Origin of the sequence: Aeromonas sp. S11(2024), assembly GCF_041402345.1 — a bacterium.
Taxonomy (GTDB): Bacteria; Pseudomonadota; Gammaproteobacteria; order Enterobacterales; family Aeromonadaceae; genus Aeromonas; species Aeromonas veronii.
In genome coordinates, this window is record NZ_JBGLRC010000012.1 from 64,784 (window position 1) to 79,398 (window position 14,615).

General features: G+C 57.5%; 12 protein-coding genes. 10 read left to right on the forward strand and 2 right to left on the reverse strand.

Annotated features, from left to right (window positions below; genetic code table 11):
• Positions 1-36: 36 nt before the first annotated feature.
• Positions 37-2,673: a bifunctional uridylyltransferase/uridylyl-removing protein GlnD gene (glnD, locus tag ACB040_RS12005; protein WP_338774055.1), complete on the reverse strand. Its 2,637-nt coding sequence runs from the start codon at positions 2,671-2,673 to the stop codon at positions 37-39.
• Positions 2,674-2,759: 86 nt separating this feature from the next.
• Positions 2,760-3,548: a type I methionyl aminopeptidase gene (gene map / locus ACB040_RS12010; protein WP_005338579.1), complete on the reverse strand. Its 789-nt coding sequence runs from the start codon at positions 3,546-3,548 to the stop codon at positions 2,760-2,762.
• 371 nt (positions 3,549-3,919) lie between these two features.
• Between map and rpsB the strand changes: the two genes are divergently transcribed.
• The 10 genes from rpsB to ACB040_RS12060 all read left to right on the forward strand — a co-directional run bounded on the left by rpsB (position 3,920) and on the right by ACB040_RS12060 (position 14,612).
• Positions 3,920-4,648, forward strand: a complete 729-nt coding sequence (gene rpsB, locus ACB040_RS12015; protein WP_005303470.1) for a 30S ribosomal protein S2 — start codon at positions 3,920-3,922, stop codon at positions 4,646-4,648.
• Positions 4,649-4,752: 104 nt separating this feature from the next.
• Positions 4,753-5,634: a translation elongation factor Ts gene (tsf, locus tag ACB040_RS12020; protein WP_005338578.1), complete on the forward strand. Its 882-nt coding sequence runs from the start codon at positions 4,753-4,755 to the stop codon at positions 5,632-5,634.
• Between the two features lie 71 nt (positions 5,635-5,705).
• Positions 5,706-6,440, forward strand: a complete 735-nt coding sequence (gene pyrH / locus ACB040_RS12025) for a UMP kinase (protein WP_005338577.1) — start codon at positions 5,706-5,708, stop codon at positions 6,438-6,440.
• A 101-nt stretch (positions 6,441-6,541) separates the two neighbouring features.
• Positions 6,542-7,099: a ribosome recycling factor gene (gene frr / locus ACB040_RS12030; RefSeq protein WP_005338576.1), complete on the forward strand. Its 558-nt coding sequence runs from the start codon at positions 6,542-6,544 to the stop codon at positions 7,097-7,099.
• Between the two features lie 72 nt (positions 7,100-7,171).
• Positions 7,172-7,948, forward strand: a complete 777-nt coding sequence (uppS, locus tag ACB040_RS12035) for a polyprenyl diphosphate synthase (protein WP_005338574.1) — start codon at positions 7,172-7,174, stop codon at positions 7,946-7,948.
• Positions 7,949-7,975: 27 nt separating this feature from the next.
• Positions 7,976-8,833, forward strand: coding sequence for a phosphatidate cytidylyltransferase (locus ACB040_RS12040; protein WP_026034918.1), 858 nt, complete (start codon positions 7,976-7,978; stop codon positions 8,831-8,833).
• A complete protein-coding gene (ispC, locus tag ACB040_RS12045; protein ID WP_338774057.1) occupies positions 8,833-10,029 on the forward strand; it encodes a 1-deoxy-D-xylulose-5-phosphate reductoisomerase in 1,197 nt (398 codons plus the stop codon). Before ACB040_RS12040 ends, ispC begins: the two co-directional genes overlap by 1 nt.
• Complete coding sequence (gene rseP / locus ACB040_RS12050) at positions 10,029-11,381, forward strand: sigma E protease regulator RseP (RefSeq protein ID WP_058058902.1); 1,353 nt, start codon at positions 10,029-10,031, stop codon at positions 11,379-11,381. The genes ispC and rseP overlap by 1 nt, the downstream gene beginning before the upstream one ends.
• 34 nt (positions 11,382-11,415) lie before the next feature.
• A complete protein-coding gene (gene bamA, locus ACB040_RS12055; RefSeq protein WP_371154909.1) occupies positions 11,416-13,950 on the forward strand; it encodes an outer membrane protein assembly factor BamA in 2,535 nt (844 codons plus the stop codon).
• A gap of 149 nt (positions 13,951-14,099) precedes the next feature.
• Complete coding sequence (locus tag ACB040_RS12060) at positions 14,100-14,612, forward strand: OmpH family outer membrane protein (RefSeq protein ID WP_005338563.1); 513 nt, start codon at positions 14,100-14,102, stop codon at positions 14,610-14,612.
• The last annotated feature ends 3 nt before the right edge of the window (positions 14,613-14,615 follow it).

Genomic DNA, 14,615 nt, shown 5'->3' on the forward strand with positions numbered 1-14,615 from the left:
CGCCCGACAATCAGCCTCTTTCGAATCGCGGCTCGCTTAATCCAGCACCGACTGCTGGGGATTGAGCTGGTGTACCAGTCGCTCTTCCAGCTGTTTTTGCTGCTCGGCGGTCAATGGTTCGCCATCGAGGCTGGTCAGGCTGAAAAAGTCCTCGACCCTCTCACCGAAAGTGGCGATTTTGGCGGCGTGCAGCGACAGCCCGCACTGCTGGAATACGGCACCGATCCGCGCCAGCAGGCCGGGGGTATCGAGGGCTGTCAGCTCCATCAGGGTGTGGCGGCTTTCCCCTTTATGAGGCAAAAAGACCACCCTGGTTGGCACGCTGAACTGGCGGTGGCGCCGTGACAGCGGCTTGTTGCGCAGCACCAGCTTGCCCGGCTCTTGCAGCGCTTTCTCCAGCGCTTTCTTGATGGTGGCGGTGCGGTTGGGGCTGATGGGCTCGCCGCTCGGCTCCAACACCACGAAGGTATCGAGCACATAGTTGCTGCGCGAGTTCATGATCTGGGCGTCGTGGATGTTGAGGTTCTTCTGATCCAGCGCCGAGGCGACGGTGGCAAACAGATTCGGGGTATCGCGGCAGTAGATAAACACCTCGCTGCCGCCGCGGGTCGGATGTTTGCCGATGATCACCAGCGGTGCCGGATTGTCGCCATGCTCGATGATGTGGCGGCAGTGCCAGGCGATCTGTTCCGGGCTGTGACGCAGGAAGTAATCGGCCTTGAAGTCGCCCCAGAGCTGATTGATTGCCTCTTCCGATACATCCCGTTGCGCAAGCAGTTGCTTGGCCTGACGCTGGTTTTCGCGAATGCGCAGCCGCATGTCGGGCGGGTTCTCCAGCCCCTGACGCAGCGCCTTCTGGGTCGCGAAGTAGAGCTCGCGCAGCAGGGTGCCCTTCCAGTCGTTCCACAGGGTATCGTTGGTGGCGCAGATATCGGCCACGGTGAGGCAGTAGAGCAGGTCGAGATGCTGCTCGTCGCGCACCTTCTGGGCAAAGTCGGTGACCACGTCGGGATCGTAGATATCGCGGCGCTGGGCGGTGACCGACATCAGCAGGTGATGGCGTACCAACCAGGCGACCAGTCGGCTCTCGTAGCGATCCAGACCGTGCAGCTGGCAGAACTCCAGCGCATCGACGGCGCCAAGTTCCGAGTGATCGCCGCGCCGCCCCTTGGCGATGTCGTGGAACAGGGCGGCGATGCTGAGCAACTCCGGTTTGCGCAGCCGGGTGAAGACCTCGTGGCAGAGCGGGTGACTCTGGCGGCTGGCCGGATTGGGAAACTGGTGAATGTTCTTGAGCAGCCGGTGGGTGTGCTCATCTACGGTGTAGGCGTGGAACATGTCGAACTGCATCTGGCCGACGATGAGGTTCCATTGCGGCAGATAGGCGGCGAGGATGCCGTATTTGTGCATCAGGGTGAGCGGCAGGCCGATGCCGTTGGGGTGGCGCAGCAGCGCCATAAAGAGGCGACGGCAGTCAGGCAAGTCCTGCAACCAGCAGTTGAGTTTGCGGCGCGCCTCGCGCAGTTGGCGCAAGGTGGCCGAGTGGATGCCCGCAATCTCGGGATGCTGGGCCATCTGATAGAAGAGGCGCAGGATAGCGGCCGGTTCACGGCTAAACAGCTCCGCATCCACTGCATCGATGAGGCGGCCACGGAGCTGGAACTCGTCGGAGAGGCGGCGCACATCCATGGCGGTGTTGCCGAGGATCGCCTCGTCAAACAGCTGCAGTAGCATCTCGTTGAGTTCGGAGACCCGCCGCACCGTCTGGTAGAAGCGTTTCATCATCTGCTCGACCGGGGTGTTACCTTCCCCCTCGAACCCCAACATTTGGGCTACGGTGCGCTGGCGATCGAACAGCAGGCGGTTATCTCCCTTGTTGATGGCCATGTGCAGGGCGAAACGCACCTTCCAAAGAAAATTCTGGCAGTCGAGCAGTTCGCGATACTCGGCGCGGTTGAGAAAGCCGTGGCTGGTCATCTCGAACAAGGTAGTGGCGCCAAAGTGGCGGCGGGCGACCCAGGCGAGGGTTTGAATATCCCGCAGGCCGCCCGGATTGCTCTTGAGATCTGGCTCCAGCTTGTAGGCGGTGCCGAGAAACTGCTGGTGCCGCTCCGCCTGCTCCTGGCGCTTGGCGCGAAAGAAGGCTTCGCTCGGCCAGAAGTGCTGGGGGCCGGTGGCCTCTTTCAGTTGCCGGAAGCCCTCCAGGCGACCGGTGATGTAGCGGGCCTCAATGAGGTTGGTTGCGACCGTGATATCAGCGCGCCCCTGCTCGAGGCACTCCGCCACGTTGCGCACCGCCTGACCCACCTCAAGCTTGAGATCCCACAGCAAGGTGATGAACTCGCCGATGCGCAGTCCCAACACCTCGTCCAGTTCATCGCCATCATAGAGGATCAGCAGGTCGATGTCGGAGTGGGGGTGCAGCTCGCCACGGCCATAACCGCCTACCGCGATCAGGGTTAGGTCGCTCTTGTCGAAGCCGAACTTCTGCCACAACCGGCAGAGCAACTGATCCATGTACTCGGAGCGGGTGGCGACCAGCTCGATGATGTTGTCGCCGGCATCAAAACGGGCGTGCAGCCAGCCGAGAAAGCGGCTCAGGTACTCTTTGCAGTTGTCGCGAGTGAGCTGGTCATCGGGTAACAAATGGGGGGAAAGCAGGCTGGCGTCCATGGCATCTCACACGCAAGTGGCAGGCAAACGGCTGAAACAGAAGTAAAAACCCCGGCGCTTTGGAAGTTCAGGGCCGGGGTTCGATGTTAGCTGTGTTTGATGAAGCGGTCGATAGTGTCATCGGGGCGCAGGGTAAGCACCTCGCAGCCATCCTCGGTCACCAGCAGGGTGTGCTCCCACTGGGCGGAGTCGCCGCCATCCTTGGTGGTCACGGTCCAGCCATCCTTCGGATTGACCTTGCAGTGATATTTCTTGCTGTTGACCATGGGCTCGATGGTGAAGCACATGCCTGCTTTCAGCTCCAGCTTGCCGCTGTTGCGGTAGTGGAGGATCTGCGGCTCTTCGTGGAACTCGGCACCGATGCCGTGACCGCAGTAGTCACGCACCACGGAGAAACCGGCCTTCTCGACGATGGGTTGAATGACGGCGCCAATTTCGGTAATGCAGGCTCCCGGACGTACCTTCTTGATGGCTGCGTAGAGGCTCTCTTGCGCAACCTTGCAGAGCTGGCGGCGCAGCGGGGTGGTCTCGCCCACGATGAACATGGCCGAGGTATCACCGTGGTAGCCATCCTTGATGACGGTGATATCCAGGTTGATGATGTCGCCATCGCGCAGCTTCTTGTGATTCGGGATACCGTGGCAGATCACATCGTTCACCGAGGTGCAGATGGATTTGGGGAAGCCGTGGTAGTTGAGCGGAGCTGGAACCGCCTGTTGTACGTCGACAATATAGTCGTGGCAGAGGGTGTTCAGTTCGTCAGTGGTGACGCCAGCTTTGACATGGGGCGCAATCATGACCAGCACATCGGCGGCCAATTGGCCGGCAACGCGCATCTTTTCAATCTCTTCCGGTGTCTTGATTTTAATGGACATGGGATCTCTCTTGCGGCCTGCCGCTGGGCCTGCGAGGGCAGACAGGACAGGTAATGAAAAATAGATGCGTTTGCAATCAGGGCAAAATTTTATCCGCAACCCCCGCGTACTTCCAGTGTGATTGTCATCACAACGTCAAATCAGCGTCGCAGCATCCTCTGGCGGGATCCATATTTACACCTGTTTAGGGTGTCGGCCGGTGGTGTCCTGAACAAAGTTATGGTATAAAGCGCGCCGGAATGGGGAACTTGCGTCCCGATTTCATCACCCTTACTTAAACAACACACACACATCGACACATATGCCGGGGTGCCTTAACGGGTCGGTTATATGGGATGTGTGGAGGCCTAACCCCAATACAGAGGTATAAAATGGCTAAAGTTTCTATGCGCGACATGCTGCAAGCCGGCGTTCACTTCGGTCACCAGACTCGTTACTGGAACCCGAAAATGAAATCCTACATCTTCGGTGCCCGCAGCAAAGTTCACATCATCAACCTGGAAAAAACCGTTCCGATGTTTGACGATGCCATGAACTTCATCAGCTCCGTAGCTGCCAAGAAAGGCAAGGTACTGTTCGTTGGTACCAAGCGTGCCGCGTCTGAAGCCGTAAAAGAAGCCGCTGAGCGTTGCGACCAGTTCTATGTAAACCACCGCTGGCTGGGCGGTATGCTGACCAACTGGAAAACCGTTCGTCAGTCTATCAAGCGCCTGAAAGATCTGGAAACCCAGAGCCAAGACGGTACCTTCGACAAGCTGACCAAGAAAGAGGCGCTGATGCGTACTCGCGAAATGGAAAAGCTGGAGAAGAGCCTGGGTGGTATCAAGAACATGGGCGGCCTGCCTGACGTTCTGTTCGTTGTCGATGCCGACCACGAGCATATCGCTATCAAAGAAGCCAATAACCTGGGTATCCCGGTAGTTTCCATCGTTGATACCAACTCCAACCCGGACGGCGTTGACTATGTCATCCCGGGTAACGACGACGCTATCCGTGCCGTACAGCTGTACCTGAATGCTGCTGCTGACACCGTACTGGAAGCTCGCGCTCAGGACATCGTTGTTCAAGCCGAACAAGATGGCTTCGTTGAAGCTGAGTAATTGATAAGGACTGTAAAGCCCTTATTAACCAAGCTGATGTAATTGGTTAGCAGGGGCCCTTGTGGCCCCTGTTTCTTGTCAATTCAAGACCGAGGATACTGGACATGGCTAACGTTACTGCCGCCCTGGTAAAAGAACTGCGCGAGCGCACTGCCGCTGGCATGATGGATTGCAAAAAAGCACTGGAAGAAGCTGCTGGTGATATCGAGCTGGCAATTGAGAACATGCGCAAATCCGGTCAGGCCAAAGCCGCCAAGAAAGCTGGCCGTATCGCCGCTGAAGGCGTTATCTTTGCTCGCACCGAAGGCAACGTTGCCGTCATGATCGAGCTGAACAGCGAAACCGACTTCGTCGCCAAAGATGCCAGCTTCATGGCAATGGGCCAGAAGATCGCTGACATCGCTGCGACCCAGAAAATTGCTGACGTTGACGCGCTGAAAGCCGCTGACTTCGGTAACGGCGAATCCGTCGAGCTGACCATCACCAACCTGATCGCCAAGATCGGTGAGAACATGAACCTGCGTCGCGTGATGCTGGTTGAAGGTGACAACCTGGGTACCTACGTTCACGGTTCCCGCATTGGTGTTATCACCAAGCTGACCGGTGGTTCTGCCGAGCTGGCCAAAGATCTGGCCATGCACGTTGCTGCCAACAGCCCGCAATTCGTCAAGCCTGAAGACGTGTCTGCTGAAGTCGTTGCCAAAGAGCGCGAAATCCAGATCGACATCGCCATCAACTCCGGCAAGCCGAAAGAGATCGCCGAGAAGATGGTTGAAGGCCGCATGAAGAAGTTCACCGGTGAGGTTTCCCTGACTGGTCAACCGTTCGTGAAAGATCCTTCCATGACCGTTGCCGAGCTGCTGAAGAAAGAAGGCGCTGACGTTGTCTCCTTCACCCGTTTCGAAGTGGGCGAAGGCATCGAGAAGCAAGAGACCGATTTCGCTGCTGAAGTTGCAGCCCAAATCGCGGCCGCTCAAAAGGCCTAATCGAACCGGTTTTTCCGTTTCCCCAGACCGCGACTTATGTCGCGGTCTTTATATGACCAGGAATCAGTGACATGAGTACCAATCCCAAACCTGCATACAGACGTGTTCTTCTGAAGTTGAGTGGTGAAGCCCTGCAAGGATCCGAGGGTTTCGGCATTGATCCGGCGGTGCTGGAGCGGATGGCCCAAGAGATCAAAGAACTGGTTGAGTTGGGTGTTCAGGTCGGTCTGGTCATCGGTGGCGGCAACCTGTTCCGTGGTGCCGGTCTTGCCAAAGCGGGCATGAACCGCGTGGTGGGCGACCACATGGGTATGCTGGCAACCGTGATGAACGGTCTGGCCATGCGTGATGCCCTGCATCGTGCTTATGTGAATGCCCGTCTGATGTCTGCCATCTCCCTGCAAGGCGTCTGCGACTCCTACAGCTGGGCCGAGGCAATCAGCCAGCTGCGTGCTGGCAAAGTCGTTATCTTCTCTGCCGGTACCGGCAACCCCTTCTTCACTACCGATTCTGCGGCTTGCCTGCGCGGGATCGAGATCGAAGCTGACGTGGTGCTCAAAGCCACCAAGGTTGATGGTGTATACAACGAAGATCCGGTCAAGAATCCGGATGCCGTGCTGTATCATGAACTGAGTTATGATGAAGTTCTTGAAAAAGAGCTCAAGGTGATGGATCTTGCTGCCTTTACCCTGGCACGTGACCATGATCTGCCGATCCGCGTGTTCAACATGAACAAACCGGGTGCCCTGCGCCGGGTTGTCATGGGTGAACCGGAAGGCACTCTGATCCACCACGTTGGTAAATAAGATAAAAGTGAGCCACCTGGCGCTCTTATCCTATCCATCACGTCAGTAAATAAGATAGACACGGGCCGTGTAGCGGCTCGTTCGCCAAAAGGAAAACCACTGTGATCAACGAGATTAAAAACGACGCCAAGGACCGTATGGGCAAGAGCGTAGAAGCGCTCAAGACTCAAATGTCCAAGATCCGTACCGGCCGCGCTCACCCGAGCCTGCTCGACGGCATCCAGGTTGAGTATTACGGTGCTGCCACTCCGCTGAAACAGTTGGCCAACGTCGTGGCAGAAGATGCTCGCACCCTCTCCATCTCCATTTTTGACCGCTCCATGATCCAGGCGGTAGAGAAGGCGATCCTGACCTCCGATCTGGGCCTGAACCCGTCCAGCAATGGCCAGACCCTGCGTGTGCCGCTGCCGCCGCTGACCGAAGAGCGCCGTCGTGACCTGACCAAGATCGTCCGTGCCGAAGCGGAAAACGCCCGTGTTGCCGTGCGCAACATCCGTCGTGACGCCAACGCCGATCTGAAAGCGCTGCTGAAGGACAAAGAGATCTCCGAAGACGACGACCGTCGCGCCCAGGAAGAGATCCAGAAACTGACCGACTCCTACATCAAGCTGGTCGATGAGGCCCTTGCCGTAAAGGAGAAGGAGCTAATGGAAATCTAACCGTCTGAAAGGTATATTACGAGCGCCGTGTAGTGCCCCTGCACGGCGCTTTTGTCTTTGTGGGAGAATTACATGTCGCTTTTGGCTGCGTTGGGTGATTGTGCCAACTCGTCTTTACCCCGTCACGTCGCCATCATCATGGATGGTAACGGTCGCTGGGCCCAGAACCGAGGCAAGATGCGGGTTTATGGCCACAAGGCGGGCGTCAAGTCAGTGCGCGAGGCCGTTACCTTTGCTGCGCGTGCCAAGATCGAGGCATTGACCCTGTTTGCATTCTCCAGCGAGAACTGGCGCCGCCCGGAAGGGGAGGTCAGTGCCTTGATGGAACTGTTCATCACAGTGCTGGGTCGTGAGGTGCAGAAACTGCACAACAACGGGATCCGGCTCAAGGTGATTGGCGATACTGCTCGCTTTAGTGAGCGGTTGCAGGCCAAAATCGCCAAGGCGGAAGCCTTGACCGCCAATAACAAGGGGTTGACCCTGAACATTGCGGCCAACTATGGCGGCCAGTGGGATATCGCCCAGGCGGCCCGCAAGCTGGCTAAAGCAGTGGCGGCCGGTGAACTGGCCGCTGACGACATTGATGAATCCATGTTGACCCGTGAGGTTTGCATGGCCGATCTGCCACCCGTGGACCTGTTGATCCGCACCGGTGGCGATCATCGCATCAGCAACTTTGTGTTATGGCAGCTCGCCTATGCCGAGCTCTATTTTACCCCGGTATTGTGGCCCGATTTCAACGAGGCCGAGTTCAGTGAGGCGGTCGCCTCTTTCGTTGCCCGCGAGCGTCGCTTCGGTTGCACGGGTGAACAGATACGGGAATTGATCGCCGAGCAGCAGACCGGCTAAACCCCGCTCCCAAGAGAGAGGTTTCTTTTGCTAAAACAACGAATTATTACTGCTTTGATGTTGATCCCCCTGGTGTTGGGGGCGCTCTTCTTTCTGCCATTGAAATTTTTTGCCCTGTTGGCTGCGCTGGTGTTTTTGTTGGCCAGTCGCGAATGGAGCGGGTTTGTCTCTGCTGCTCCGCAGCAATGGTTACCCATCGTATTTTGTCTGTTGCTCGGTGCCAGCCTCTTTTGGCTGCCGGTGGAGCAACTCTGGACGCCCCACCTGCACCCCCTCGTGATGGGCGTGCTCTGGACCGCGGTAAGCTGGTGGCTGCTGGGTCTGCTGCTGGTGCTGCGCTATCCCCAAAGCGCCAAGCTGTGGAAAGAGTCTATCTGGCTCAAGTCGCTGTTTGGTCTGGTGACTCTGGTTCCCTTCTTCTGGTCGCTGGTCGCCATCCGTGGTTACAACTTTTACCATGACCCCATGATGGGGGCCTGGATCCTGTTGTTCGTGATGGGACTGGTCTGGGCGGCAGATTCTGGCGCGTATTTTTTCGGCAAGGCGTTCGGTAAGCACAAGCTTGCCCCCGCCGTCAGTCCGGGCAAAACCATCGAAGGAATGTGTGGCGGCCTCTTTACCGCCAGCCTGCTGGCCATCGGCGTTACTTGGTCGATGGGATTTGTTCCTGCCAAGATGATCACCGTGCTGTTTTGCTCTCTGCTGGCGGTGCTTGCTTCCGTACTCGGTGATCTGACCGAGAGCATGTTCAAGCGCGAAGCGGGCATCAAGGACTCCGGCACCCTGCTGCCTGGTCATGGCGGCATTCTCGACCGGATTGACAGCCTGACCGCCGCCCTGCCGGTGTTTCTGCTCAGTTATCTGCTACTCAGTCAGGAGTTTTGATGCACAAGTCACTGGTTATTCTGGGAGCCTCCGGCTCCATCGGTCAGAGTACCTTGAAAGTGCTGCGCCATAACCCGGGTAGTTGGCAAGTGTTGGCGTTGACCGCCGCCCGCAACGTGGATGCCATGTTGCGGGACTGCCTCGAATTCTCCCCCCGTTTTGCCGTGATGGTCGATGAGGATGCCGCCCGTGAACTGGCTGCCCGTCTGAAAGCGCACGGTAGTACAACCCGGGTCATGTCTGGTGCAGCAGCCCTCTGCGAGGTTGCCGCTCACCCCGACGCCCATAGCGTGATGGCCGCCATCGTCGGTGCGGCCGGACTGGCCCCGACCATGGCCGCGGTACGTGCCGGCAAGCGTATTTTGCTGGCCAACAAGGAGGCGCTGGTGATGTCCGGTGCTTTCTTCATGGAGGCCGTTCGCGAGCATGGTGCCGAGCTGCTGCCCATCGACAGCGAACACAATGCCATCTTCCAGTGTCTGCCGACTGCCGTGCAGCGCCAGCCCGGTTTTTGCGATCTGGCTGCGGCGGGGATCAGCAAGATTTTGCTGACCGGCTCCGGCGGCCCGTTCCGTTACACCGAGATCAGCGAGCTGGCCAAGGTGACACCGGCGCAGGCCATCGCCCATCCCAACTGGTCGATGGGGGCCAAGATTTCGGTCGACTCCGCCACCATGATCAACAAGGGGCTGGAGTACATCGAGGCGCGCTGGCTGTTCAATGCTGCGCCCGAGCAGATCCAGGTGGTGATCCACCCGCAGTCGGTGATCCACTCCATGGTGCAGTACAAGGATGGCTCCGTGCTGGCTCAGCTTGGCAATCCGGATATGTGTACCCCCATCGCCCATGCGCTGGCTTATCCCAATCGCATCCCTTCCGGTGTGGAACCTTTGGATTTCTTCAGTGTCGGAGAGTTCAGCTTTATCCGGCCTGATTATGATCGTTATCCCTGTCTGGCGCTGGCCATCAATGCCTGCCAGAAGGGACAAGCGGCGACCACTGCGCTCAATGCAGCCAACGAGGAGGCGGTTGCCGCCTTCCTAGCCGGGCGCATCGGCTTTATGGATATTGCCCAGATCAACGAGGCAGTGATGCTGGCGCTGGAGAGCAGCACAGTAGGCTCACTCGATGATCTGTTTGCCCTGGACGGTGCGGCAAGAGCCCGTGCTCACACTTTGATTGAGGAGCTTGGCTGATGGGCGGTGTGTTGTGGAATATTGGTGCTTTTGTTGTTGCGCTGGGCCTGCTGGTCGCGGTGCACGAGTTTGGTCACTTCTGGGTGGCCCGTCGTTGTGGCGTCAAGGTTGAGCGTTTCTCCATCGGTTTTGGCAAGGCGATCTGGCGCAGGATGGGTAAGGATGGCACCGAATATGTGCTGGCGCTGATCCCGCTCGGTGGCTACGTCAAGATGCTCGATGGCCGGGTCGATGAACTCAAGCCTGGTGACGAGCAGTATGCCTTCAACCACAAGAGTGTCTGGGCGCGGATGGCGATTGTTGCCGCAGGTCCCATGGCCAACTTCGTGTTTGCCCTGTTTGCCCTCTGGCTGATGTTTATCATCGGGGTGCCGAGCGTCAAGCCGGTGATCGGTGAAGTGCGTCCGGCATCCATAGTTGCCGAGGCGGGTGTGCTGCCGGGGATGGAGATTGTCGGGGTCGGCGATGAGCAGACCGGTGACTGGGAGAGCGTCACTTACGCCCTTATCAGCCATCTGGGTGACGATGCTGTGACTCTCAAGGTGCAGGCACCCAATACCAGCTATGCCACCGATAAAACCTTGTCGCTGACCGGCTGGACTTTCGATCCGGATAAAGAGTCGCCCATCGGCAGCTTGGGGATTGTCCCCCTGAGTGGCAAAGTGCTGCCCGTCGTGGCTGCCGTGGTGCCCAAGAGTGCCAGTGAAAAGGCGGGGCTACAGGTCGGTGACCGTATCAAACAGGTCGGCGATCAGCCTATTACCGCGTGGGCCCAGTTTGTCGAGCTGGTGCAGCAGGCTCCGGGCGAACCCCTGCAAGTGGTGGTTGAGCGCAACAACAGTGATCTCAACGTGACCCTGACCCCGGATAGCCGCAAGGTGCAGGGCAAGCTGGTAGGATTCGTCGGTCTCTCGCCGCAACTGGTTCCATTACCGGATGAATATCGAATTCTGTTACAGTATGGGCCTTTGCAGGCGCTGTGGCATGGCGCGGACAAGACCTGGAGCCTGATCACGCTCACCTTTGACATGATTGGCAAGTTGATCGGTGGCATCGTGTCGCTGGACAACCTGAGCGGCCCCATCTCCATTGCCAAGGGCGCCGGCAGCAGTGCCGACTATGGTCTGGTCTATTTCTTGAGTTTTCTGGCGCTGATCAGCGTCAACCTGGGAATTATCAATCTGTTCCCCCTGCCGGTGCTCGATGGTGGCCATCTGGTCTATTTCCTGATCGAAGCGGTCACCGGCAAGCCGGTATCAGAGAAAATACAGGAAGTGGGTTTCAGGATCGGCGCCGCCATTCTGATGTTATTGATGGGCATTGCGCTGTTTAACGATTTCGCTCGCCTCTGAGGCCAGAGCATCAACAAGGACACATAAGAACAAAATGGCTGTTAAAAAAGCATTGGTGTTGAGTTGCCTGCTGGGTGCCAGTTTCCTGGCCCAGGCGGCCCCTGCCTCTTTTGTGGTGCAAGATATCCAGGTCGAAGGTCTGCAACGGGTGACCCTGGGTGCCGCACTGTTGAACCTGCCGATCCGGGTCGGTGATACCGTCGACTCCGTGGCTCTGGCCAGCGCCATCAAAAAGCTCTATGCCTCGGGTAACTTCGAGGATGTGAAGGTTTACCGTGACGGCCAGGTGCTGCAGGTGATGGTCAAGGAGCGTCCGACCATCTCCAGCATCGAGTTTGCCGGCAACAAGGATATCAAAGAGGAGCAACTGACCCAGAGTCTGGAGTCCTCCGGTATCCGTGTGGGTGATCCGCTGGATCGCACCGTACTCACTTCCCTCGAGAAGGGACTGGAAGATTTCTACTATGGCGTGGGTAAATACTCCGCCAAGGTCAAGGCCATCGTCACCCCGTTGCCGCGCAACCGGGTCGACCTCAAGTTCACCTTCGTGGAAGGGGAAGCGGCCAAGATCCAGCAGATCAACATCGTCGGCAACAGCGTCTTCCCTGAAGAGAAGCTGATCGCCCAGCTCTCCCTGCGCGACGAAGTGCCCTGGTGGAACTTCACCGCCGATCAGCGCTATCAGAAGCAGAAACTGGCCGGTGATATCGAGACCCTACGCTCCTACTACATGGACCGCGGCTATATCCGCTTCCAGCAGGAGTCTACCCAGGTCTCCATGACCCCCGACAAGAAGGGCGTCTACGTTACCCTCAACATCAAGGAAGGGGATCAGTACAAGGTCTCCGGTGTCCAGCTCAAGGGTGACCTGATCGACCGCGGTGGCGAGATGAAGGGGTTGATCCCGATCGCTGCCGGCAGCACCTACTCTGCCAGTCAGGTGACTCATACCGAAGAGGTGCTCTCCAAGTTCCTCGGCCGTTACGGCTACGCCTATCCGAAAGTGGTCACCTTCCCGCAGATCAATGACAAAACCAAGGAAGTGGAGCTGATCGTCAACGTTGAGCCGGGCCCCCGTGTCTATGTGCGCAATATCAACTTCAGCGGTAACTCCACCACCGAAGATCAGGTGCTGCGTCGCGAGATGCGTCAGATGGAGGGCACCTGGCTCTCCTCCGACAACATCGAGCAGTCCAAGAACCGTCTCAACCGCCTTGGCTACTTTGAGAGCGTCGAAGTGGACACCAAACGGGTGCCGGGCAACGATGACCTGGTCGACCTCGACTTCAAGGTCAAGGAGCAACCAGCAGGCTCCATCAACGCCGGTATCGGTTACGGTACCGAATCGGGCTTGAGCCTGCAGGCGGGGATCTCCCAGGACAACTTTATGGGTACCGGTAAAAAGGTCTCCATCAACGCCAGCACCAACGACTACTCCAAGAATGTTGACCTGAGCTACAACGACCCCTACTTCACCGTGGATGGTGTCAGCCTGGGTGGTCGGGTCTACTACAACCAGTTCCGCGCCGATGATGCCGATATCGTCGATTACGAGAACGAAACCATCGGTTTCCGTCTTTCCAGCGGCTTCCCGGTCAACGAGTTCAACCGTCTCGACTTCAGTACCGGTATTGAAAGCTCCAAGCTCAGCCGACCGACATTTAATGAGGCAAAATTCAAGGAGTGTATCGGTTCTGATGGCGTTGACGAGAACAACAATTGTTATAACCAATGGAATGACAACCGTCAGTCAGTGCAGATGGATCAGTTCTGGGATCTTTATGCCAAGGGTGAGGATAGTGTTGAGTTCGTGACAGTCGACCTCACCGCTGGTTGGACCCGTTCAACCCTGAACAAGGGGATGTTTCCGACCGCCGGTGAGCGTCAACGAGTGAACGCCAAGGTGACTGTGCCGGGCATGGAGCTGCAGTACTACAAGCTCTCCGCCGAAGATGCCCACTACTTCCCGCTCGATGTGGATCACAGCTGGGTGATGATCGGCAAGGGCCGTGTCTCCTACGGTAACGGCTATGGCGACGACTCCATGTTGCCGTTCTTCGAGAACTACTATGCGGGTGGTTTCGATACAGTACGTGGCTTCAAGAGCAACACCATAGGCCCCAAGGCTATCTATGCGACCTATAACCCTCTAGGTAAAAACGGTTGTACTGGCAATCAACCTTGTAAGACCGGCAATTACGAGGGCTCGGATACTTCTGTCGGTGGCAATGCTCTGGCCGTCGCCTCACTGGAGCTGGTCTTCCCGACCCCGTTCGTTTCCGAGACCTATCGTCCGCAGATCCGTACCACCGCATTTATTGATGCCGGTACCGTCTGGAGCACTGATTTTGCCAACAGTGCTTATACCTGCGATCCTAGCGGTAATGCTAACTGTAGCTATGTGAGCCAGGACTACTCCAGTCCGGGCAATATCCGGGTCTCTGCCGGTGTCTCCCTGCAGTGGCTCTCGCCGATGGGCCCGCTGGTGTTCGCCCTGGCCAAGCCGATCAAGAAATACGAAGGGGATCGCACCGAGTTCTTCTCCTTCAACATCGGTCGTACTTTCTAAGCAGAGTTTCGCCCCCACCCATGCGGTGCGGGTCTTCAATGATGGGACGCGCGGTATGCGTGCCTCACCAGGTAACAAGACGGTCTTAACGCCGCTTGCATAATCGGGTAAATCAGGTAGCCCTCGCCATGAGGGAACAAGGAGTAAGTGTGAATAAAGCGTTGAAAGTAGCTGGTTTGAGCTTTGCACTGATGGCTGCCGGCATGGGTTCTGCCTTCGCTGAGACCAAGATCGCCGTGGTTGATATGGGCGAAGTCTTCCAAAAGCTGCCCCAGCGTGAAGCCGTTGCAGCCAAGCTGAAAGGTGAATTCGAGCCGCGTATGCGTGAGCTGCAGAAGCTGGAACAGGAAGGCCAGAAGCTGGTCGAGAAGTTCCGCAAGGATGAAGCCTTCATGAGCGCCGAGCAGAAGAAGCAGAACCAGGAGAAGCTGGCCAAGCTGCAGATGGAGTTCAACCAGAAGCGTCAGGCGTTTGAACAGGACAACGGTCGCCGTCAGTCCGAAGAGCGCAACAAGATCCTGACCAAGGTGCAGGCAGCCATCGATTCCATCGCCAAGAGCAATGGTTACGATCTGGTGCTGGAGCGCAATGCCGCCCCGTATGCCGCCAGCAAGCTGGACATCTCCGGCCAGGTTATTTCTCAGGTAAGCAAGAGCAACTAATTG